The organism is Testudinibacter sp. TW-1, assembly GCF_050613185.1.
Taxonomy (GTDB): Bacteria; Pseudomonadota; Gammaproteobacteria; order Enterobacterales; family Pasteurellaceae; genus Chelonobacter.
On record NZ_CP192511.1, the window covers coordinates 473827 to 496865 of the forward strand.

Here is a 23039-nt window from a genome sequence, read left to right on the forward strand (position 1 = left end):
CGTTATCCGATATGAACAGCACATCTTCCGCCCCGTCCGTAACAAGCTGGCGCGCCTTAATTAAACTTACCCTGCCGATTGCAATGGGCTATTACGCCGCCGGCATTGCTTACGGCATTCTCGGTGTCAGCGCGGGTTTACCGCTGTGGTTGGTGGTGCTGATGAGCGTGTTTGTTTACACCGGCGCCGGGCAATATGCCGCGCTGCCGCTGTTCGCCGCTGCCGCCGGCTTTTTTCCGATTGTGATTAATACCTTCCTGATTAGCCTGCGCCAAATTTTCTATACGCTGGCACTGCATGCCGATTTGCCGAAACGCGGTTGGCGGCGTTGGTACGGCACGTTTTCGATCACCGACGAAAGCTACGCCTTGGTTTCCACCCAGCCGCCGGCGAACCGTGCAATCCAGATGACACAAATCAATTTTTTATGTCAGTTTTACTGGGTCTCGGCTTCGCTGTTAGGCGGCTTACTCGGTGCGGAACTTGCCGATAGCATACCGCACTTGTCGTTTGCGCTGCCTTGCCTGTTTATTATTTTGGCTTATGAACAATATCGCCAAGCGCGCCAGATCTTTCCGATTTTCCTGGCGCTGATTGCCTTCGCGGTTGCAAAAATGTTTGCTGCGGATTGGCTGATGTTAGCCGCGATTCTCGTGAGTATCTTAGTGATTTTGGCACGTTATAAATTAGCCTTGCAACAACAAGGAGAACAGCATGAGTAATTGGCAATTCGTTTTGACCATGTTCGGCATGGCAATGGCGATTTTCACTTGCCGCGCCCTGCCGCTGTTTTTGCCGCAACGTTGGCTGCAATTGGGCTGGCTGCAACATTTGAACCGCACTTTACCGTTGTGCATTATGCTGATTCTGCTGTTCAGCAGCCTGACGGTTCCCAACGATTTTTCAGCGGCGTTGCTCGACAGCGTGCGCGAATTGTTGGCGCTCAGTGCCGTATTAGCCAGTTATATCTGGCGGCGTAATATGCTGTTGAGTGTGGTGATCGGCGTGCTAGGCATTAATTTGTTATATTGGCTGATTTAAAAAATGCCGGGCAATTTGCCCGACAGCGTTTCATCTCGCATTAACATCGACCGTTACAGCTTGGTTTTCACCGTTAACATCTTATGCAGCCGGGTTAAATCGCTTTCATTCAATGTGCCTGCCAATTGGCGCAATTGCAATTCCAACAATAAATAGTTATAACGTGCCGACGCCAGTTGGCGTTGCGCTTCATGGCGGGTGCGGGTGCTGGTCAATACGTCCAAAATGGTGCGAGTGCCGGCATTATAACCCGACAACGTCGCCTGATAGGCACTCTCCGATGAACGCACATATTGCCGATAGGCTTTGATCGAGCTGGACGACGCATTCAGGCTGTTCACGGTTGAACGGATATTGCGCACCAGATCACGATAAGTCGATTCCAAGCCTTCGGCGCTGCTGACAAAAGCCTGTTGCTGCTGACGCACGCGTGAGCTGGTTTGTCCGCCGGTATACAGCGGTATCGCCACTTCCACCCCGATCGTGGCTTGATCGACATTGCGATCCGGAATGCCGTAATTGCTGGCAATCGGCATGCGCGAATTGGTATGGGTTAGCCCGGCAACCAAATTGACCGTCGGTAAATAGGCGCTTTCCGCTACTTTAATCCCCTCTTTCGCCAGCGCTTTGCCCATTTTGTAATAGGTTAAGGTCAAATTTTGTTGTTCGCCCTGCGCAATGTATTGCTGCGGATTGGCATAAGTCTGGGTTTTAAATTTTTTGGTATTCAGCTTATTTATATCCGACGGATACTGCCCGGTGATCTCATATAAGGCTTCGACGCTGTTATCGACGTCATTTTTCGCCATGATCTCATTGGCGATCACGCTGTCATACTGCGCTTGGGCTTCGTCCACATCGGTGATCGCCACCAGACCCACCTGATACAGCTTATTGGTATCGCTGAGCTGGCTGTAAACCGCTTTTTTCTCCGCCTCCACCGAATTCAGGGTTTCGATACTGTTCAGCACCGAAACATATACCGTCGCCACGCGATACAATAAATTTTGCTGCGCCGCCTGATAAGCAACTTCCGCCTGCTGCGCGGTTTTTTCCTGCAATGACAGATTGCGCCACAAACTCATATCGAATAAGGCTTGTCTCAGATTCAACCCGACGCTAAAAGTGCGGTTCTGGCTGAAACTGTTGTTATAGCCGCTGTTATGCCGGGTGCCGTGGTCGACATAACGGCTGGCGCCATAGTTGGCATTGGCACTCAGTTGCGGCAACAATGCTCCTTGCGCCTGATGTTTTCCTTCGATAATCCGTTGGCTGTCGGCATAGGCTTTTTTCACCACCGGGTCACTGTTTTTCGCCTGTTCGTAGGCCTCCAGCAGCGAGGCTGCCCCCGCCTGCTGTGCCAGCCCTAACGTTAACACTGACAACAACAATGTCATTTTTTTCATTTTTCTTCTCCACTAAATGATCGTTCATTCATTTTACCGAAAAGCCACTGCAAAAAAAACCGTTAATTTGTTAAACTAGCGGCTGGCAAAACCGCACTTTTATAGCTGATAAGGAACCTAGCATGTCTATCGAACATTTTTCCGCCGCCGATTTGGAAATCCAACAACAGGATTTGGTTTACGACGGTTTTTTCAAACTGTATAAAATTCAATTTCGTCACAAACTGTTTGCCGGCGGCTATAGCGGTACGGTGACCCGCGAATTGCTGTATAAAGGCGCCGCCTCGGCGGTGATTGCTTATGATCCGCTGCGTGATCAGGTGGTGTTGGTCGAACAAGTGCGGATCGGGGCATATGTTGCCGAAAGCAATCAATCACCGTGGCTGTTGGAATTAATCGCCGGCATGGTGGAGGAAAACGAGCAACCGTTAGCAGTGGCGCACCGGGAAGCGCAAGAAGAAGCCGGCGTGATTATTCAGCAAATGTTACCGGCGCTCAGCGTGTGGGACAGCCCGGGCGGCGTATTTGAGCGTATTCATCTGTTTGCCGGCAAAGTCGATACGGCTCAAGCCGGCGGTTTGCACGGGCTGGCGGAAGAACATGAAGACATCAAAGTGCATGTCGTCAGCCGCGAACAAGCCTATCAATGGGTGGAAAACGGTCAAATCGACAACAGTATTGCGGTGATTGGATTACAATGGCTGCAACTGAATTATCAACGTTTGCAAAAACAGTGGTTATAGCCCGATAAAAAGTGATATATATCTATATTTTCGCCATTTGTTTACACTAAAATGTGCGCCTACTAGCATTTTTAATATAAAAATACTGACATTTTTATCAAAAACAGTATCTTATCAGTTACAAATTATTTTTATTTTTTATAAAATTTGTTGGTATATTTTGAGAACGACTTTTTTACACCATTCGGACAGTACGCCGGTGCGGTTTATTCAAGTAACCGATCCCCATCTGTTTGCCGATAAAAAATCCGAGCTATTGGGGATTAATACCTTTGATAGTTTCGCTGCGGTGTTATCCGAAATTAAGCAAACACCCTTTAACTTCGAGTTTGTCTTGGCTACCGGGGATTTGGTGCAAGACAGCAGCTTGGAGGGATACCGCTATTTCAGCGAGGAGATTACACGGCTGCAAAAACCGGTGTTTTGGATTCCGGGCAATCACGATTATCAGCCGCATATGGTCGATGTGCTCAATCGGCAGTCCGACTATATTTCTCCGTTGAAACACATTATCGTTAACCAGCGTTGGCAAATTCTCATGCTCGACAGCCAGGTGCTGAATGTGCCGCACGGCTATTTAAACCAGTACCAACTGGATTGGCTGCTGGCAAAACTGGAACAATATCCGGATTTGTACAGCGTGGTGGTGCTACATCACCATATTGCGCCGACCCGTTCCGCTTGGTTGGATCAACATAACCTGCGCAACACCTCCGAATTTTTAAGCTGTCTGAACCAACATCAACGGATCAAAGCGATTGTCAGCGGGCATATTCATCAGGCAATGGATATCCAATGGAATAACTACCGCATTCTGACCACGCCATCGACCTGCATTCAGTTTAAATCCGACAGCTATCACTTCAGTTTGGGGGCAATGCCGCCGGGTTGGCGTGAATTTGAGCTGTATCCTGACGGCACATTAAAAACACAAGTGAAACGCATTAAAGAAAATTTATTCACGCCGGATTTTAATATTTCAGGTTATTAAAACAAACGGCAAAACGCAAAGAGCGGTTATCGACCCGAATGGATAGATAACCGCTCTTTTGTATATGCCGCCGATTTGAAACGGCTTATTTAAACAGCGTCCGTTGGCGTGAACGTGTCGGCTTGACTTGGCTGATCAGCACTAATCCCAACAGCAAAATATAAGCGGCAAAAATCACAATTAACCACTGCGGCATGGCAAAGCCCAAAAATGACCATTGCAATTCGCTGCAAGAACCGTAAGCTTCGAACATTTGCGGCAACCATTTATTCAACGGTAATGTCGTTGGAAACTCCACCATCAACGGGCATTGGTTCCACGGTGCCGGATCCAATTGATAGTCGGTGTGTTGCAACGCTAACAGTAATCCTTTTACCGCACTGAACAAACCGATTGCCAATGCTAATAAACGGATTAACAACAAGCGCGGTGCCAACATCCCGATTAATGCGGCGAGCGCAATCCCCAAAAATGCAACCCGTTCATAAATGCACATTACACAAGGTTCGAGCTTCATCCCGTGTTGAAAGTATAAACCCGTTGCTTCAAACGCCAGGCACGAAAGCAATAACAAAAACCAGCTGCCGCGGCTAAGAGAAACCTGTTTTAAATAATTGAGCATTCGCTTTCCTTCTTATGTTGTAACAATCCAGCCGACACTTTCAAACCAAATCATCAATTTTGGCAACAATAATTCTACGGATACTAACCCAACCAGCGATAAAACGATAGTATAAGGTAATGCCATGTAAACCATTCGTCCATAAGATAAACGAATTAACGGTGCAAATGAAGACGTTAGTAAGAATAAGAAAGCGGCTTGTCCATTCGGCGTTGCGACCGACGGCAGGTTGGTACCGGTGTTAATCGCCACCGCAATCAGCTCAAACTGCTGTTGGGAGATCGTGCCTGCCATTAATGCCGCTTTAGCTTCATTGATATACACCGTACCGACGAATACGTTATCAGAAATCGCAGATAATAGCCCGTTAAAGATATAAAATAACGCTAGCTGGGTTTCTTCGGAGGCATGCAATACAAACTGGATAATCGGTTGAAACAAGCCTTGATCGATAATCACCGACACTACCGCGAAAAATACCACCAATAATGAAGCAAACGGCAGCGCATCTTGGAACGCCTTACCCAAAGCATGCTCTTCGGTGATACCGCAAAATGCCGTGGCCAAAATAATTACGCTTAATCCGATTAAACCGACTGCCGCCAAATGGAATGCCAAACCGCAAATCAACCAGATCCCAACCAATGCCTGGACATACAATTTGGCACGATCCTGTTCGGTCAATTTTCGGCTCCGCTCCCGTTCATAACGCGCCAGCACCACCCAGACTTTTTGCGGCAAACGTTGCCCGTAACCGAACACTTTGAAGCGTTCCAACGCCACGCAAGTCAACGCACCGCAACACAAAACGGGTAACGTCACCGGCAGCATACGCACGAAAAACTCACCGAAGCCCCAGTCTGCCTGAGCAGCAATAATCAAGTTTTGCGGCTCGCCCACCATGGTCATCACCCCGCCAAGTGCGGTACCGATCCCGGCATGCATCATCAAACTGCGTAAAAAGCTGCGGAATTGCTCCAAGGTATTACGCGACATATCAATTTTTTGATCGTTGAAAATATCGTCGGAATTATCATCGAAGGTATAACCGGAAGCCACTTTGTGATAAACCGCATAGAAGCCGGTGCCGACGCTGATAATCACCGCCACCACGGTCAAAGCGTCAAGAAACGCCGATAAAAAAGCCGCGCACAGGCAAAATGCCAGCGAAAGGCGCAACTTGGAATGAATGCCTAATAACAGTTTAGTGAAAATAAACAACAACAACTGCTTCATAAAGAAGATCCCCGCCACCATAAACATCAACAGCAGCAAGACTTCAATATTCGCCATCACTTCGTGCATAATTTGGTTCGGCGTGGTCATGCCGATAAAAATAGCCTCGATGACCAACAAGCCTCCGGCTTGCAACGGATAACACTTTAACGCCATTGCCAAGGTAAAGATAAATTCCGCAACCAACAACCAACCCGCCCAAAAGGGACTGATCGCATAATAAACGATCGGATTTACAATCAAAAATCCCAAAATACACGCTTTATACCAATCCGGTGTTTTTCCTAAAAAATTACGCAAAATCGCACGACTGTAATTCATGTTGTTATCCCAACTTTCTTTTTAATTTAAATATGATAAGACATTAAGCTCTATTGTAATCAAGATACGCAAAAAGGATAATGCTGTTATAATCCGATGTGGAAAAATGCTAGCTAAATCACATTTTACCGCCGCTAACCTTCGATTATTTCGCCACTTTGCCGATCTTCAAAAACCAACGAGACCGAATTGACACAAAAACGTAACCCGGTCGGCGGCGGACCGTCGTCAAAAACATGCCCTAAATGCGAATCACAGTTGCCGCAGCGAATCTCCGTGCGATGGCGCCCCAAACTGTAATCGTCCAGATAGCGAATCGCCTGTTCCGACACCGTTTGGTAAAAACTCGGCCAACCGCAACCGGCATCAAATTTGGTGTCCGATAAAAAAAGCGGTGTATCGCATAATAAGCAACGATACAGCCCGACACCCTGCTGCCGTAATAATTTCCCGCTAAACGGCAATTCCGTGCCTTGCTCGAGGCAAACCCGCCGCTGTTCGGCGTTCAACCGCGCTCTTGTTTTCATCCTTTTCCCCGTTAATATCGAAACCTGAATTCCGTCTCATTCTAAAACAAAATACAACAAAATATCTCGATTTTCTGCCCCTATACCCGACATTCATTATCTGCTATATTTTTTTCGCTATCTTGACTTGCCTCAAGAATTTGTTGTTTCGAAGCAAGGCAAACCTGTGATATACTTCACAGAGTTACATGAAACCGCTATAACGCACGAAAATGAAACAAAATGTAACGTTTTTAGGCGAAATAGCAGCTAAATGTAGTAATTTTGTTAAACTTAATCAAGGGTAAAAATCTCATGGCAATTAAAATTGGTATTAATGGTTTTGGCCGTATCGGTCGTATCGTTTTCCGTGCAGCTCAACAACGCGATGACATCGAAGTTGTTGGTATCAACGACTTAATCGACGTTGATTACATGGCTTATATGTTGAAATACGATTCTACTCACGGTCGTTTCGACGGTAGCGTTGAAGTGAAAGACGGCAACTTAATTGTTAACGGCAAAACCATTCGTGTTACCGCTGAACGTGATCCTGCGAACCTGAAATGGAACGACATCGGTGTTGATATTGCGGTTGAAGCGACCGGTTTATTCTTAACTGACGAAACCGCACGCAAACACATCACTGCCGGCGCTAAAAAAGTGGTTTTAACCGGTCCGTCAAAAGATAACACCCCAATGTTCGTTAGCGGCGTAAACTTCGGCGAATATGCTGGCCAAGATATCGTTTCCAATGCTTCATGCACCACTAACTGCTTAGCCCCTCTGGCTCGCGTTATTCATGAAACTTTCGGTATCAAAGACGGTTTGATGACCACCGTTCACGCCACCACGGCAACCCAAAAAACCGTTGACGGCCCTTCTGCAAAAGACTGGCGCGGCGGTCGCGGTGCGGCACAAAACATCATCCCTTCTTCAACCGGTGCCGCCAAAGCGGTCGGTAAAGTATTGCCGGCATTAAACGGCAAACTGACCGGTATGGCGTTCCGTGTTCCGACACCGAACGTGTCTGTTGTTGACTTGACCGTTAACCTGGAAAAACCAGCTTCTTACGAGCAAATCAAAGCGGCAATCAAAGACGCAGCCGAAGGTAAAACCTTCAACGGCGAATTGAAAGGCGTATTGGGTTACACTGAAGACGCCGTTGTTTCTACCGACTTTAACGGTTGTGCCTTGACTTCCGTATTCGATGCGGATGCAGGTATCGCATTAACCGACACTTTCGTGAAATTGGTTTCTTGGTACGATAACGAAACCGGTTATTCAAACAAAGTATTAGACTTGGTTGCTCACATCGCTAAATAATTGCGCTGTTAAGCCACCCCATTCATACCGCACTTTCGGTTCAACACCAAAGTGCGGTATTTTTTTGCCTAAAGCCTAAACCTAAAAATAGCCAGCCGTTTTCCCGCTAATAATCAATACCAAAAAACCTCGCCAAAAATATGACAAGGTTTTGTGCTCTTTAATCTGGCTTAGTTTTAAGCCACTTCCGAATCCGGATCGCCGTTGGCAATCGGTTTTAACATCAGGAAGAAGGCAAGGGTAACCGCAATGGTAATTGCAAAGCCGACATAGACTGCCGTTTGATATTCTAAGCCAAAGCCAATCGGCGCATAAGCAAGGAAGGTCGAACAAACGGTGGTCATAAAGATCGCCGGAATGGTACATACCCAGTGGAATTTATTGTAACGGTATAAGTACGCCGCAGCCACCCACAACATCACCGTTGCCGTGGTTTGGTTCGCCCAACCGAAATAACGCCACAGGATGGAGAAGTCAACTTTTGATACCATAAATCCGACCGCAAACAGTGGAATCGCAATCATCAACCGTTTGGCTATATTGCGTTGATCCATGTGGAAGAAATCGGCAATCAACAAACGTGCGGCACGGAAAGCAGTATCGCCGGAAGTAATCGGCAGAATCACCACGCCTAACACCGCCAAAATACCGCCGAATACGCCCAGCATACCGATTGCAGAGTCATATACCACTTTCGACGGCGTACCGGCGGCAATCGCCGCATTCATCGCTTCGGAAGATTCGTAAAAACTCAAACCGACCATACACCAGATTAAGGCAATCACCCCTTCGCCAATCATCGCACCATAGAAAATAAAACGGCCTTCTTTTTCATTTTCGGTACAACGTGCCATTAACGGAGATTGCGTTGCATGAAAGCCGGAAATCGCACCACAGGCAATGGTGATGAACAATAACGGCCAAATCGGCAGCTCTTTCGGATGTAGGTTTTGCAAGAAGGTGCCAAAATCAACATCCATACCGACCGTTCTGAAGAACGGAATACCTTCGAAGATTAAACCGAACAGCATGCCGATGGTCATAAACAGTAACAACGCACCAAAAATCGGATAAACACGACCAATAATTTTATCAATCGGCACTAACGTCGCGACGATGTAGTAAACAAAAATAATACCGGTCCAAATCATCAAGATTTGCGCATTGTTCGTACCGGCGCTTTCGTTAACCGCCCCTGCGCCAACCGCACCGGAATTCAGGATATCACCGGTAATGTTGGTTAACAGCGATGCCGGGCTTGCCACGAACACCACGCCGACCAACAACAGCAATAGAATTGCCAAGATATTCATAAAGTGTCTAATCGGCTGTCCCAAGTATTTTCCGGCTAAAAACGGAATATTGGCGCCCTTGTTACGAATACTGAGCATTCCGCAGAAATAATCATGCACCGCACCGGCGAAAATACAACCGAAAACGATCCACAACATTGCCACCGGACCGTATAACGCCCCCAGAATCGGACCGAAAATCGGCCCGGTTCCGGCAATATTCAGCAACTGGATCAACCAAATTTTTTTCTTTGACATCGGCACATAATCGCACCCGTCAGCCATATGGTGTGCCGGGGTGGCACGGGACGGATTGATTTTGAAGATACGCTCAATAATCGAACCGTAGATGAAATAACCAGCGAGCAACAAGGCAACGCAGAGAAAAAACCATAACATAGTAAGCACCTCAAAAATTGGACATATTAGGGTGCGGGCATTCTATCAGAATTTATGCCGAGTGAAAGAAATGTAAAAAAATATTGAATAGTTTTATGCCAGAAATGTGATAAAAAACACAATTTACCCAGACTGCAGTGCAAGAAACGGACAAATAATCATGTTCTTCGCTTGAGTTTCTGTTTTTAGCGCCTCTGACCAAGGGACATCATCTTCGCTCAGTACGCAAAAAACACTGTAGATCGCGCGATCAAGATAAGAAAAAAACCTGCTTCAGTTAAAGCAAACCAAAGCAGGGCTATTATCAATAGTAAAACAATAACAAGCTATTTATTTTCGCTTGGTGGTGTTTTCTTCTCTAATTCCGGATCTTGTCTGACGATCGGCACACAACGACGGCAACCGCCGCCCTGATCCGCGCCCACCTCTTTACAAAACGCGTCGTATTTATCCAATGCACGTTTAAACCAGCTTTTTTTCTGTGGTGCACTCTTTGCTTCTGTCATTTTGCCTCCTGAATAAAGAATTGAGCAACGCCAATTAATCGCGGAAATTATTAAATTGGAACGGTTGCCCCAACTCCGCGCCTTTGACCAGTTGAATCACCGCTTGTAAGTCATCGCGGGATTTGCCGCTCACCCGCACTTGATCGCCTTGAATTTGGGTTTGCACTTTGATTTTGGCGTCTTTCACCAACTTGGTGATTTTCTTCGCCATCTCGCTTTCAATCCCTTGTTTGATTTTCACTTCTTTGCTGTAAATTTTGCCGCTGTGCTCAAACTGTTCGTCAATATCCAACGAATTATGCTCGATACCGCGTTTAATCATGGCGTTGCGCAAAATATCCAACAACTGTTCGACCTGAAAATCCGACTCACTGCTGACTTTGATTTTGACCTCTTTTTCATTCAGCTCTATCGTGGCGTGTACGTTTTTGAAATCCCAGCGGTTGCTCAAATCACGGTTGGCATTTTCCACCGCATTGCGCACTTCGTGTGCGGTTACCTCGGATACTATATCAAAAGAAGGCATACTCTCTTTCTCCTCAATCTCAAATTTATGCTCAAATTTATGGTTTTTAATATTTATAACGTTTGCAAACGTTGATTGGCGTCTAATAATAACAAAAGTGCGGTCAAATCGCCGTGATTAATCACCACTTGCGCCTGCCGCTGCACTTTCGGTTTGGCATGGAACGCAATGCCCAAACCGGCTTGCGCCAACATCGGCAGATCATTTGCGCCGTCGCCGATCGCAATGGTCTGTTGCTTGCTTAAACCAAATTGTTCACGCAAACGGTTAAGGGTTTGCGCTTTAACGTTTGCGTCCACCACCTGCCCGATCACTTGCCCGGTCAATATGCCGTCGATAATTTCCAGCTGATTGGACACCGCTGCGTCCAGCTTTAAGCGTTGTTTTAAATAATCGGCAAAATAGGTAAAGCCGCCTGAGGCAATTGCGATACGCCAACCGTGCCGTTGCAACACTTGCAACAACCGCTCCAAGCCCGGCATGAGCGGCAATGTAGACCGCACTTGCTGTAAAATCTGCTCCGGCGCGCCTTGCAATGTGCCGACCCGACGGCGCAAGCTCTGCTCGAAATCCAATTCGCCGCGCATTGCCTGTTCGGTGATTGCCGACACCAACTCGCCGCTGCCAGCCAGCTTGGCAATTTCATCAATACATTCGATTTGAATCGCGGTGGAATCCATATCCATTACCAATAAACCCGCCGTTTGCAACTGCACTTCGCCGTTTAACGGTGCGAGATCGCAGCCCAGTTGATTGGCGATATTGCGCCACTCTGATTGATAATCGCCTTTTAGGATCACCGCCAGCGTCTGCTCGCTCAGCCAAACATCGCACAGCAGTAACGGCTGTTGTATCTGCTCGGCAAAGGCGAACAGGCTGGTTTTGTCTAAGGTTTTTCCGTACAGCACAAACGGTCGAAGCGCACTTGCTGCGCCGGCTTCACCGTTCAAGGCGATCGGTAATTTTGTGCAAAAATCGGTTATCGTATTGAGATTGTGTTGCGGCATACTCGTTCCAAGTTGTTTTACTATGCTATACTCCGTTCTTATCAAACGGTATTAATAGCATAATTTCACGCATTTGAACATTTATAAGAGGCGGCATTGGTCTATTTAAACAAAGAAAAGGTCATCAAATCGGTACTATTGCTGATGATTATCTTGGCTTGCGGCGCGATTACCAGCGTGATTCTGTACGGCGTGAACCAATTTAAAGTCGGTTCGCAGCTCGCCAGTGTCAATCAAGTCTCCTATCTGTCGCACACCTTGGTGCGGCAACAGGCGAATCTGATGTCGGTGTTGTTGGCAAATAATGCGAAACCGGAAAGTCTGAGCGAAAGCTTGGATCAATTCCGCTTACAAGAATTCGTGCTCGATGCCACGGTTTATTCGGCACAAGGCGTGATTCTGGCGCAAAGCGGCAACAACGTTAATTTTCGCGATCGTATCGGCTTGGACAATCCCGACAATCAGGAAAACGGCAATACACAACAAATTGTTGAACCAATCCATTCCTCGACGCGCGGCTTACTCGGCTATCTGCGCGTGACGTTCGATACCCAATACGGGGGGCAAACCACGCAAGATAAAATCAACGCCCTATTCCATCACCTTTATGGCGAATTGATTATCATCTTCTTAGCCGGGGCGCTGTTCGCCAGTAGCATTCACTATTTCCTGCGTAAACGGCAGAAAATCCTGATTATCACCCAAGAAAACAAAAGTGCGGTCGGCGGACAAAGCAAGCCGGGTTCGGCACAGCGTTTCCATTCCAAACGGCGACGGTTTAAAGCTTAGTCGTGATTCTGAGGTGATAAAAAACCGCACTTCGATTCAAAGTGCGGTTTTTATTTAAAATCTGTTTAACGACAAATTAAATTAAGCGGCTAATTTTTTGATTTGCGCAACTAATTTAGATTTGTGGTTAGCAGCTTTGTTCGCGTGGATCAGGCCTTTAGAAGCCATTCTGTCCACCACTTTTTGCATTTCGACAAATGCGGTTTCGGCTGCGGATTTGTCACCGGTCGCTACGGCTGCGTAGGCTTTTTTGATGTAAGTACGCATCATAGAACGTTGACTTGCATTGTGCTGACGGCGTTTTTCAGATTGAATCGCACGTTTTTTCGCTGACTTGATATTAGCCAAGGTCAAACTCCCAAAAATTTCTGTAAAAAATGGACATAAAAATAAAGGCGTAGAATATGCCTGTTTTCTATGCGTTTGTCAATATGCGTTTGCCAAATAGTAATATGCACTTTGTTCGTTATCGCCGTGTATTGCCGCAACAAGACACGATTTAGGGTTGTAGCCACAGCGAAAACAGGGTTCGGACAAAAGAGCCGCTTTCGTCATCATTCCCGACTTCGCACGCTCTACCTAACACGTTATTTCACACATAGGGGGGCGATTTTAGCAGTTTTTTTGTGTGGAATATAGCTAAAAAACAAATTTTCTATACAATTAGCCACAACTATTCCCTTATCACAACATCAGAGATCCCGTTTTGAGTAAACCGTTATTGAAATCCGGCATCATCGTCAGCAGCATGACCCTGTTGTCGCGCGTGCTCGGCTTAATCCGCGACGTGGTGATCGCCAATTTGCTCGGTGCCGGCGCGGCTGCCGATATTTTCTTATTTGCCAACCGTATCCCCAATTTTTTGCGCCGTTTATTTGCCGAAGGTGCGTTTTCGCAAGCCTTTATTCCGGTGTTGGCGGAATACCGCAAAGAGGGTAATCTCAGCCAAACGCAAGAATTTGTCGCCAAAGTGAACGGCACGCTCGGCGGCTTGGTGGCGATTGTCACCGTCATTGCGATGGTCGGCTCGCCGGTGATTGCGGCGATTTTCGGCACAGGCTGGTTCATGGATTGGCTCAACGGCGGCGCGGACGGTTATAAATATGAACAAGCTTCATTGTTGTTAAAAATTACCTTTCCTTATTTATGGTTTATCACGCTGGTTGCGTTGTCGGGGGCGATTTTAAACACCCTCGGCAAATTCGGCGTGATGGCGTTTTCGCCGGTGTTGCTCAATATTGCGATGATTGCCACCGCACTTTTGCTTGCGCCGCGGATGGAAAGCCCGGATATGGCACTGGCAATCGGGATTTTCCTTGGCGGTCTGCTGCAATTTTTATTCCAAATTCCATTTTTAAAACAAGCCAACATGCTGGTGAAACCGAAATGGGCGTGGAACGATCCGGGCGTGAAGAAGATCCGCACTTTGATGATTCCTGCGCTGTTCGGGGTGTCGGTCAGCCAAATCAACCTACTGTTAGACACCTTTATCGCCAGTTTTCTGATGACCGGTTCGATCAGTTGGCTGTACTATTCCGACCGCCTGCTTGAATTTCCGCTTGGTTTGTTCGGCATTGCGATTTCGACGGTGATTTTACCAACGCTGGCACGCCACCATGTCAATAAAGATACCGATCAACTCGGCGTGAGCCAAGCCTTCCGTGATACCATGGATTGGGGCGTGCGTATGATTTTGCTGCTCGGCATTCCGGCGGCAATCGGGATTGCGATTTTGGCGCAGCCGATGTTAATGGTGCTGTTTATGCGCGGCAGTTTTTTATTGAGTGATGTGATCGCCGCTTCGTATTCGTTATGGGCGTTCACCAGCGCACTGCTGAGTTATATGTTGATCAAAATTCTCGCCAACGGCTACTACGCCCGGCAAGACACCAAAACGCCGGTGCGCTATGGCATTATCGCGATGGTGAGCAATATGGGCTTTAACCTGTTGGCGATTCCGTTCGGTTATGTCGGCTTGGCGATTGCCTCGGCAATGTCTTCCACCCTGAATGCATATCTGCTCTATCACGGGCTGGCAAAAGACGGTGTGTACCATTTCAGCAAAACCACCGTAATCTTTGCGCTGCGCCTTTTAGGGGCGGCACTCGGCATGGGCGCATTTATTTTCTATTACTCACCGACACTGAACGCATGGGCGTCAATGGGTTTATTTCAACGTATTCATTGGTTGGCTTGGTTGATCTTCGGCGCGGCGTTGGTTTATTTTATCTTATTGGCTCTGTTCGGCGTGCGCAAACAGCATTTCCGCCATTAATTTCGGGCTATCTTTTGATTGGAATATCGTATGCAATTAATCCGTGGGATTTATAATTTACCCTTACTGCCACAAGGCTGTGCGCTGACGATTGGCAATTTCGACGGCTGTCATTTGGGACATCAACAGATTCTCGCCCACTTGAAACAAAAAGCGCGGCAACTGGGCTTGCCGACGGTGGTGATGTTGTTCGAACCGCAACCGAACGAATTTTTTTCCGCCGAAAATGCCCCGGCACGCTTAATGCGTTTGCGTGATAAACTCATGTTTTTACAACAAGCCGCAATCGATTATGTGCTGTGCATTCGCTTTAACCGCACTTTTGCCAGTCTCTCCGCCGAACGTTTTATTCAAGATTATTTGGTCAATAAATTACAAGTCAAATTTCTCAGTATCGGCGATGATTTCCAATTCGGCGCACAACGGCAAGGCAATTTCCAAACCTTGCTACACGCAGGCAAACAATTCGGTTTCACGGTAGAAAACAACGATAGTTTTGCGCTGCACGCACAACGGATTAGCAGCACCTTAATCCGCAAAGCCCTTGCCGATGATGATCTCGCTTTGGCGGAAACAATGTTAGGCAAACCTTATAGCATTCGCGGACGAGTGGCGCACGGCAAAAAATTGGGACGCACCATCGGCTTCCCCACCGCCAATATCCACCTGCACCGCCAAGTCAATCCGATTCAAGGGGTGTACGCCGTCGAAATTATCGACAAGTACGGTCAGCAGCATTTCGGCGTTGCCAATATCGGCAACCGCCCCACCGTCGATGGCGGCACACGCCCGCTACTGGAAGTGCATATCTTCGATTTTCAACGCGCAATTTACGGCGAACCGCTCGAAGTCGTATTGCGGCATAAACTGCGCAACGAAATCAAATTCGCCGATTTTGAACAGTTGAAACAACAGATCGCCAATGATGTACAAACTGCGAAAGATTTTTTCAAATTGAACGTTTAATCTTGAATGGGGAATTTATGCTGAAATACTTTTATGCCGCACTTTTGACTTTATGCTTAAGTTTACCGTTAAGCGCGCAAACGGAATCGTTTGAACAATTGCAAGTCCGAGCAGAACAAGGCGATGTCGATGCACAATATAATTTAGGCGTGATATATAATACCGGTGAAGGCGTTGAACAAAATTACCAACAAGCCGCAATATGGTATCAAAAAGCAGCTGAACAAGGTCATGCTTATGCACAAAATAATTTAGGTTTTATGTATAACCATGGACAAGGGGTAACGCGAGATGATCACCAAGCTGTTGAATTGTATCAAAAAGCGGCGGAACAAGGCGATATTGTAGCACAATATAATTTAGGCGTTATCTATGAGCAATCGGAAATAATACAGGATTATCAAAAAGCCGTTAAATGGTATCAAGAAGCAGCGGAACAAGGTCATTCTTCAGCCCAATATAATTTGGGTATGATGTATGATGATGGGCGGGGAGTAAAACAAGATTACCGACAAGCCATACAGTGGTATCAAAAAGCAGCAGAACAAGGCAATCCTCAGGCACAAAATAATCTGGGTGTTCTCTATAGTAATGGGCAAGGGGTAAGACAAGATTTTATTAAAGCAAAACAATGGTATGCTAAAGCTTGTGGCAACAGTGAACAGAGCGGCTGTGATAATTACCGTACACTCCGTGAACAAGGTTATTAAAGATCAAAGTGCGGTCGGCGCCATCAAGTTGCCAACATCCGCAACCGTCCCACGATCAGACTGCGCATCTTCAAATTAAACGTTTAATCTAGGATGAGGAATTTATGCTGAAATATTTTTATACCGCACTTTTGGCTTTAGTATTAAGTTTACCGTTAGTCGCACAAGCGAAATCATTGGCACAGTTGCAAACCCGTGCAGCGCAAGGCGATGCGCAAGCTCAATTTGAGCTGGGCGATCACTATTTTCTGTCTGACAGCGGCACAGAGAGTGATCGGCAAGCGGTCATGTGGTTTAAAAAAGCTGCCGAGCAAAACTTCGCCGAGGCGCAATATGCGCTTGGGCAGCTATCACGTGACGGTATTGGTGTTCCACAAGATTATTCTCAGGCGCTGTATTGGTTGCAACAAGCGGCTGAGCAAAACCATGCCAAAGCACAATTTGACCTTGCCTACCTGTATCTGAAAGTTAAACAAGATTATGCACTCGCCGCACAGTGGCTGCAAAAAGCCGCCGAACAAAATCTGGCTGAAGCGCAATATGCGCTCGCCGTGTTATACCGCGAAGGCGAAGGCGTTAAACAGGACTACCCGCTCGCACGGCATTGGTTTCAAAAAGCGGCAGAACAAGGCGACGCCAAATCACAGTATAATCTCGCCTCGCTGTATAGCGATGTGCAAGCGATGCCCCCGAATTATCCGCAAGCGTTGTACTGGTATCACAAAGCCGCTGCGCAAGATTTCACCCTGGCACAATATAACCTCGGCGTGCTGTACCGTGACGGGAAGGCTGGAAATCCGGATTATCAGCAAGCGCGGCAATGGTTTCAAAAAGCCGCGGATAAGGAATTTACCTTGGCGCAATTTAATCTTGGTTTGCTGTACTATGACGGACAAGGGGTCGCACAAGATTATGCGCAAGCGCTACGTTGGTTTCAAAAAGCGGCAGATCAAGGCTACCCGGCGGCACAATATAATCTCGGATTGATGTACCGCGCCGGACAAGGCGTGAAAGCCGATTATGCACAAGCCGTGCACTGGCTGCAAAAAGCCGCCGAGCAAAATAGTCCGCCGGCACAAAACAGTCTGGGCGTGATGTATAGCGAGGGGCTCGGCGTGACCCAGGATTTCAAACAAGCCGAAATCTGGTACCGTAAAGCCTGCGATAACCAAAACCAACCCGGCTGTAATAATTATCGTACACTCATGCAGATGATGAAGAAAGAGTGAGTTCAAGTGCGGTTGCAAAACCGCACTTTTGTTTTCCAGCCCTGCTTTTTTTCTATAACGACTTATCCAAAAACTATCGAAAACCCACCGCACTTTGCGTATAATGTGGCGATTATTTGCTTAAAAACATGGAATACACAATGTCTGAAACTACAGTTGATTACAAAAACACCCTCAATCTGCCGGAAACCGGGTTTCCGATGCGTGGGGATTTGGCAAAGCGTGAGCCGAAAATGTTGGAAAATTGGTATCAGCAAGCGCTGTATCAAAAAATCCGCCAAGCGGCGAAAGGCAAAAAAAGTTTTATCCTGCACGACGGCCCTCCCTATGCCAACGGCACGCTGCACATCGGACATGCGGTGAATAAAATTCTGAAAGACATCATCATAAAATCCAAAACCGCACTTGGCTATGATTCGCCGTATATCCCGGGTTGGGATTGCCACGGCTTGCCGATTGAACTGAAAGTCGAGGGCTTGGTCGGGAAACCGAATCAAAAAATTAGCGCGGCGCAATTCCGTGAAGAGTGCCGCAAATATGCCGCGTCGCAAGTGGAAGGACAAAAAGCCGACTTTATCCGTTTCGGGGTTTTAGGCGATTGGGATAATCCTTACTTAACCATGAATTTCGACACCGAAGCCAATATTATCCGCACCTTAGGCAAGGTGATTAAAAACGGCCATCTGTACAAAGGCTATAAACCGGTGCATTGGTGTTTGGATTGCGCCTCCTCATTGGCGGAAGCGGAAGTGGAATATGAAGAACACAAATCGCCGTCAATCTATGTGCGTTTTGCCGCGGAAGATCAAAGTGCGGTCGCAGCGAAATTTAACGCCGGCGGTAACGGCACGATTTCCGCGGTGATTTGGACCACCACGCCGTGGACGTTGCCGTCAAACAAAGCGATCTCGATCAATCCTGAACTGACTTATCAACTCGTGCAAGTGAACGGTGAAACAACTGAACGCTTAATCTTGGTTAAGGAGTTGGTTGAAAGCGTCGCCAAAGAATTAGGCATGAGCGATTATGCGGTTGTCGGCGAGGCAAAAGGCGCGGAGTTGGAATTGCTGCGCTTTAACCACCCGTTCTATGCCTACAGCGTGCCGTTGATTTTGGGCGATCACGTTACCACCGAAGCTGGTACCGGCTTGGTACACACCGCGCCGGATCACGGTTTGGACGACTACAATGTGGCGCAAAAATACGGCATTCAAATGGTGAATTTAGTCAATGACGACGGTTCGTTCAACGACAAAGCCGAATTTTTTGCCGGGTTAAATGTGTTTAAAGCCAACCCGGTGGTGATTGAAAAATTGCAAGAAACCGGCGCGTTGCTGAAAATGCAAAAAATTGCGCACAGCTATCCGCATTGCTGGCGACACAAAACCCCGATTATTTTCCGTGCCACGCCGCAATGGTTTATCGGCATGGAAACCCAAGGTTTGCGCCAAGCGGCACTCAACGAAATCAAAGGCGTGCAATGGATTCCCGACTGGGGGCAAGCGCGGATCGAAACCATGGTGGCAAACCGCCCTGACTGGTGTATTTCCCGTCAGCGCACCTGGGGCGTGCCGATGGCGTTGTTTATCCATAAACAAACCGAGGAACTGCACCCGCGTTCGCTGGAATTGTTGGAAGAAGTCGCAAAACGCGTGGAAAAGCGCGGTATTCAAGCGTGGTGGGATCTGGATCCGAAAGAATTGTTGGGCGACGAAGCCGATCAATACAGCCGTGTGCCCGATACCTTAGACGTGTGGTTCGATTCCGGCGCAACTTATGCCACGGTGGTTGCGGCACGTCCTGAATTCAACGGGCAGCCGGCGGATATGTATTTGGAAGGTTCGGATCAACATCGCGGTTGGTTTATGTCCTCGTTAATGCTCTCCACCGCCACCGATAATAAAGCGCCGTATCGCCAAGTGCTGACCCACGGTTTCACCGTTGACGCGCAAGGGCGCAAAATGTCGAAATCGATCGGCAATATCATTGAGCCGCAAAAAGTGATGAACACCTACGGTGCGGATATTCTGCGTTTATGGGTTGCCTCGACCGATTACACCGGCGAAATTGCGGTGTCGGACGACCACTTTAAGCGCACCGCCGATATGTATCGCCGTATCCGTAACACCATGCGGTTCTTGTTGGCAAACCTGAACGGTTTTGATCCGAAGACTGACATGGTGCAAGCGGACGAGATGATCTCATTGGATCGCTGGGCGGTGGATTGCGCATTGCAAGCGCAACAAGAGATTGCGGAAAGCTACGACAGCTATCAATTCCATTTGGTCGTGCAACGCTTAATGCGCTTCTTCTCAATCGAGATGGGCTCGTTCTATTTGGATATTATCAAAGATCGCCAATACACCACCAAAGCCGACAGCCTCGCGCGCCGTAGCTGCCAAACCGCACTTTACCATATCGCCGAAGCGGCGGTGCGCTGGATTGCGCCGATTCTGTCGTTTACCGCCGATGAAGTCTGGTCATATCTGCCGGGCGAGCGTGGCGAATTTGTGTTTACCGAAGAGTTTTACGACGGCTTATTCGCTTTGGATACACAAGCGCAAATGAACGACGCTTACTGGCAGCAAATTGTTAAAGTGCGGTCGGAAGTCAACCGTGTACTAGAATTGGCGCGTAATGACAAGGTGATCGGTTCGGCATTGGAGGCGGAAGTGACCGTTTATGCCGATGAACAATTACAACCGTTGCTGCAACAGTTGGGCGACGAATTGCGTTTTGTATTGATTACCTCGAAAGCCGAAGTAAAACCGTTGGCGCAAGCCGATGTCGAAGTGGGTGAATTGAACGGTTTGGCGGTGAAAGTGATCCGCTCACCACAGGAAAAATGCCCGCGCTGCTGGCACTACTCCGACACCATCGGCTTGAATCCGGCACATCCGCATTTGTGCGGTCGCTGTGTGGAAAACGTTGCCGGCGAAGGCGAAGTGCGCAAGTTTGCGTAACGTAAACGTAAAGTACATCAGATTGATTTATAAGACAAAGTAGGGGCGGATTAACTATCCGCCCGTTTACGAAGTGCGGTATAAGCATTTAATCTGCAATGGAAAAATATAAAATTTGGTTCGGGCGGATAGTTAATCCGCCCCTCTATAGCGTATTTCGATAAACATGATAACCCAAGACGCTTGTTCGCTTTATGCAGCAAAAGCGTCTTTGCCATTTTAGAGGTGTCATCAATGAAAAAGAAAAGCGGATTGCCGTTTTTATGGATAAGTGCGGTTGCCTTTATTCTCGATCTACTGAGCAAATGGATCGTGGTAAAAAACTTCCAACTGTATGAAAGTATCAACATTTTGCCGGTCTTCAACCTGACCTATGTGCGCAACTACGGTGCGGCATTCAGTTTTTTAGCCGATCACGGCGGTTGGCAGAAATACTTTTTTATTGCGCTGGCGTTGGGCATTTCGGCACTGTTAATTTACTGGTTGGCACGTAGCGATTTCAATAAAAAACTGGCAAATAGCGGTTATGCCCTGATTATCGGCGGCGCCTTGGCAAATATGGTTGACCGCACTTACCACGGTTTCGTGGTCGATTTCTTGGATTTTTATTGGGATATTTATCATTACCCGATTTTCAATTTCGCCGATATTGCGATTACACTGGGCGCCGGTTTGTTGATTTTGGATTATTTCGTCAATCCTGAGAAACCGAAAGACAAAGAGGATGTAAAATGAAGATTATTTTAGCCAATCCGCGCGGTTTCTGTGCCGGCGTCGATCGCGCCATCAGTATTGTCGAACTGGCGTTGGAAATTCACGGCGCACCGATTTATGTGCGGCATGAAGTGGTGCATAACCGCTTTGTGGTCAACGGATTGCGTGAGCGTGGCGCAGTATTCGTGGAAGAGCTGGACGAAGTGCCGAACGGTGCAATCGTGATTTTCTCCGCACACGGTGTCTCGCAACAAGTGCGGCAAGAGGCGAAAGAACGTGGGTTGAAAGTATTCGACGCCACTTGCCCGCTGGTGACCAAAGTGCATATGCAGGTGGCGCGCGCCAGCCGCAAAGGCACCAAAGCGATTTTGATCGGACACCAGGGACACCCTGAAGTCGAAGGCACAATGGGACAATATGACAATCAAGACGGCGGCATTTATTTGGTGGAATCAGTGGAGGATATTGCCAATCTGCCGCTGAATCAAACTGACGATTTAACTTTTATGACCCAAACCACCCTTTCGATTAACGATACCAGTTCGATTATCGACAATTTGAAACGGAAATACCCGTCGATTCAAGGTCCGCGCAAAAATGACATTTGCTATGCCACCACCAATCGCCAGAATGCGGTGGCCGAATTGGCGCAACAATCGGATTTAGTGCTGGTGGTCGGTTCGAAAAACTCGTCCAATTCCAATCGCTTAGCCGAATTGGCTTCACGTATGGGCGTGCCGGCAAAACTGATTGACGATGCCGATGATATTGATCCAAATTGGTTAAAAAACATCAACGTGATTGGCATTACCGCCGGCGCTTCCGCACCGGAGGTGTTGGTGCAATCAGTGGTCAGCCGCCTGCGTGAGTTGGGCGTTGACAGCGTGGAGGATTTACAAGGCTGCGAAGAAAATACGGTGTTTGAAGTGCCGCGCGAGCTGCGCATTAAAGAAGTGCAATAAGCAAGAACTTGACCGCACTTTTGGTTAATTTTGCGATCCGGATTCAGAAAGTTTTCCGCCGAACTCGGCATAAGCATGAAATAAAGGCAAAGTAACGCTGTCGTCCGATATGAACGACGGCGTTTTTTATTGATTAACCTTTTCTTTATAATGGAAATTTTATGTTGAGTTTAAAATCAAATCTTAAAAAATTATCACTGTTGGCATTATTGGGCACGATGATCAGCGCCCCATCTTTCGCCGATAAAACCAAAGCCGCTGCCCCAAGTGCGGTAACAACTGTTGAAACCGTTGCGGCAAAAATCAATTTGAACAGCGCCACCGCGCAAGAGTTAGAAAAAGGCTTGTTAGGCATCGGCGCCAAAAAAGCGGAAGCGATTGTCGAATATCGGGAGAAAAACGGCAATTTTATCAGTATTGATCAACTGAGCGATGTCTCCGGCATCGGCAAAGCCACGTTAGAGAAAAACCGCCATTTATTGACATTGTAAATAAAAAATCCTCTGATT

The 23039-nt window shown here is 47.4% G+C and carries 23 protein-coding genes; 14 read left to right on the forward strand and 9 right to left on the reverse strand.

The genetic code is table 11. The features are described from left to right. Positions 1-11 precede the first annotated feature (11 nt). Together ACQ31U_RS02305 and ACQ31U_RS02310 are read left to right on the forward strand one after the other, a co-directional pair. Positions 12-722, forward strand: coding sequence for an AzlC family ABC transporter permease (locus ACQ31U_RS02305; protein ID WP_431053488.1), 711 nt, complete (start codon positions 12-14; stop codon positions 720-722). Beyond that, entirely contained in the window at positions 715-1041 is a 327-nt protein-coding gene (locus ACQ31U_RS02310; RefSeq protein WP_431053489.1) for an AzlD domain-containing protein, read from the forward strand. Before ACQ31U_RS02305 ends, ACQ31U_RS02310 begins: the two co-directional genes overlap by 8 nt. 53 nt (positions 1042-1094) lie before the next feature. Here ACQ31U_RS02310 and ACQ31U_RS02315 read toward each other — a convergent pair whose 3' ends face one another. Beyond that, positions 1095-2447 carry a TolC family outer membrane protein gene (locus ACQ31U_RS02315; protein WP_431053490.1) on the reverse strand — a complete coding sequence of 451 codons (1353 nt, stop codon included), beginning with the start codon at positions 2445-2447 and terminating at the stop codon, positions 1095-1097. Positions 2448-2569: 122 nt separating this feature from the next. Between ACQ31U_RS02315 and nudF the strand changes: the two genes are divergently transcribed. Both nudF and cpdA read left to right on the forward strand, forming a co-directional pair. Continuing rightward, positions 2570-3190: an ADP-ribose diphosphatase gene (gene nudF / locus ACQ31U_RS02320; protein WP_431053491.1), complete on the forward strand. Its 621-nt coding sequence runs from the start codon at positions 2570-2572 to the stop codon at positions 3188-3190. Between the two features lie 160 nt (positions 3191-3350). After that, the gene (cpdA, locus tag ACQ31U_RS02325; protein WP_431053492.1) at positions 3351-4181 is read left to right on the forward strand and encodes a 3',5'-cyclic-AMP phosphodiesterase; all 831 of its coding nucleotides are present in this window, start codon (positions 3351-3353) and stop codon (positions 4179-4181) included. An 85-nt stretch (positions 4182-4266) separates the two neighbouring features. On the opposite strand, the gene dsbB is transcribed toward cpdA, so the two are convergent. From dsbB to msrB, 3 genes are all read right to left on the reverse strand, one after another. Next, complete coding sequence (gene dsbB, locus ACQ31U_RS02330) at positions 4267-4803, reverse strand: disulfide bond formation protein DsbB (protein ID WP_431053493.1); 537 nt, start codon at positions 4801-4803, stop codon at positions 4267-4269. Between the two features lie 12 nt (positions 4804-4815). Then, a complete protein-coding gene (gene nhaB, locus ACQ31U_RS02335; protein WP_431053494.1) occupies positions 4816-6360 on the reverse strand; it encodes a sodium/proton antiporter NhaB in 1545 nt (514 codons plus the stop codon). A 134-nt stretch (positions 6361-6494) separates the two neighbouring features. Continuing rightward, positions 6495-6887 carry a peptide-methionine (R)-S-oxide reductase MsrB gene (msrB, locus tag ACQ31U_RS02340; RefSeq protein WP_431053495.1) on the reverse strand — a complete coding sequence of 131 codons (393 nt, stop codon included), beginning with the start codon at positions 6885-6887 and terminating at the stop codon, positions 6495-6497. 294 nt (positions 6888-7181) lie between these two features. Here msrB and gapA point away from each other — a divergent pair, with 294 nt between their 5' ends. Next, positions 7182-8192 (forward strand): glyceraldehyde-3-phosphate dehydrogenase, encoded by a 1011-nt coding sequence (gene gapA / locus ACQ31U_RS02345; protein WP_431053496.1) that lies wholly within the window; start codon positions 7182-7184, stop codon positions 8190-8192. A gap of 176 nt (positions 8193-8368) precedes the next feature. Here gapA and ACQ31U_RS02350 read toward each other — a convergent pair whose 3' ends face one another. From ACQ31U_RS02350 to serB, 4 genes are all read right to left on the reverse strand, one after another. Beyond that, entirely contained in the window at positions 8369-9883 is a 1515-nt protein-coding gene (locus tag ACQ31U_RS02350; protein WP_431053497.1) for a carbon starvation CstA family protein, read from the reverse strand. 326 nt (positions 9884-10209) lie between these two features. Further along, a complete protein-coding gene (locus ACQ31U_RS02355; protein WP_431053498.1) occupies positions 10210-10389 on the reverse strand; it encodes a DUF5363 domain-containing protein in 180 nt (59 codons plus the stop codon). A gap of 34 nt (positions 10390-10423) precedes the next feature. Continuing rightward, positions 10424-10915 (reverse strand): YajQ family cyclic di-GMP-binding protein, encoded by a 492-nt coding sequence (locus tag ACQ31U_RS02360; protein ID WP_431053499.1) that lies wholly within the window; start codon positions 10913-10915, stop codon positions 10424-10426. 53 nt (positions 10916-10968) lie between these two features. Next, entirely contained in the window at positions 10969-11922 is a 954-nt protein-coding gene (gene serB / locus ACQ31U_RS02365; RefSeq protein WP_431053500.1) for a phosphoserine phosphatase, read from the reverse strand. Positions 11923-12018: 96 nt separating this feature from the next. Here serB and ACQ31U_RS02370 point away from each other — a divergent pair, with 96 nt between their 5' ends. Continuing rightward, on the forward strand, positions 12019-12711 hold the full coding sequence (locus tag ACQ31U_RS02370) for a YtjB family periplasmic protein (protein WP_431053501.1): 693 nt from the start codon (positions 12019-12021) through the stop codon (positions 12709-12711). 81 nt (positions 12712-12792) lie between these two features. Here the strand turns inward: ACQ31U_RS02370 and rpsT are convergent, their stop codons facing one another. After that, complete coding sequence (gene rpsT / locus ACQ31U_RS02375) at positions 12793-13059, reverse strand: 30S ribosomal protein S20 (protein ID WP_431053502.1); 267 nt, start codon at positions 13057-13059, stop codon at positions 12793-12795. 358 nt (positions 13060-13417) lie between these two features. On the opposite strand from rpsT, the gene murJ reads away from it, so the two are divergent. The 8 genes from murJ to ACQ31U_RS02415 all read left to right on the forward strand — a co-directional run bounded on the left by murJ (position 13418) and on the right by ACQ31U_RS02415 (position 23021). After that, complete coding sequence (gene murJ, locus ACQ31U_RS02380) at positions 13418-14986, forward strand: murein biosynthesis integral membrane protein MurJ (RefSeq protein ID WP_431053503.1); 1569 nt, start codon at positions 13418-13420, stop codon at positions 14984-14986. 30 nt (positions 14987-15016) lie between these two features. After that, a complete protein-coding gene (gene ribF, locus ACQ31U_RS02385) occupies positions 15017-15952 on the forward strand; it encodes a bifunctional riboflavin kinase/FAD synthetase (protein ID WP_431053504.1) in 936 nt (311 codons plus the stop codon). 17 nt (positions 15953-15969) lie between these two features. Beyond that, positions 15970-16662: a tetratricopeptide repeat protein gene (locus tag ACQ31U_RS02390; RefSeq protein WP_431053505.1), complete on the forward strand. Its 693-nt coding sequence runs from the start codon at positions 15970-15972 to the stop codon at positions 16660-16662. A gap of 104 nt (positions 16663-16766) precedes the next feature. After that, positions 16767-17891: an SEL1-like repeat protein gene (locus tag ACQ31U_RS02395; RefSeq protein WP_431053506.1), complete on the forward strand. Its 1125-nt coding sequence runs from the start codon at positions 16767-16769 to the stop codon at positions 17889-17891. Between the two features lie 140 nt (positions 17892-18031). Continuing rightward, positions 18032-20854, forward strand: a complete 2823-nt coding sequence (gene ileS, locus ACQ31U_RS02400; protein ID WP_431053507.1) for an isoleucine--tRNA ligase — start codon at positions 18032-18034, stop codon at positions 20852-20854. Positions 20855-21088: 234 nt separating this feature from the next. Then, complete coding sequence (lspA, locus tag ACQ31U_RS02405; RefSeq protein ID WP_431053508.1) at positions 21089-21589, forward strand: signal peptidase II; 501 nt, start codon at positions 21089-21091, stop codon at positions 21587-21589. Next, positions 21586-22530 (forward strand): 4-hydroxy-3-methylbut-2-enyl diphosphate reductase, encoded by a 945-nt coding sequence (gene ispH, locus ACQ31U_RS02410; RefSeq protein ID WP_431053509.1) that lies wholly within the window; start codon positions 21586-21588, stop codon positions 22528-22530. The genes lspA and ispH overlap by 4 nt, the downstream gene beginning before the upstream one ends. 161 nt (positions 22531-22691) lie before the next feature. Continuing rightward, positions 22692-23021: a ComEA family DNA-binding protein gene (locus tag ACQ31U_RS02415; protein WP_431053510.1), complete on the forward strand. Its 330-nt coding sequence runs from the start codon at positions 22692-22694 to the stop codon at positions 23019-23021. Positions 23022-23039 lie beyond the last annotated feature (18 nt).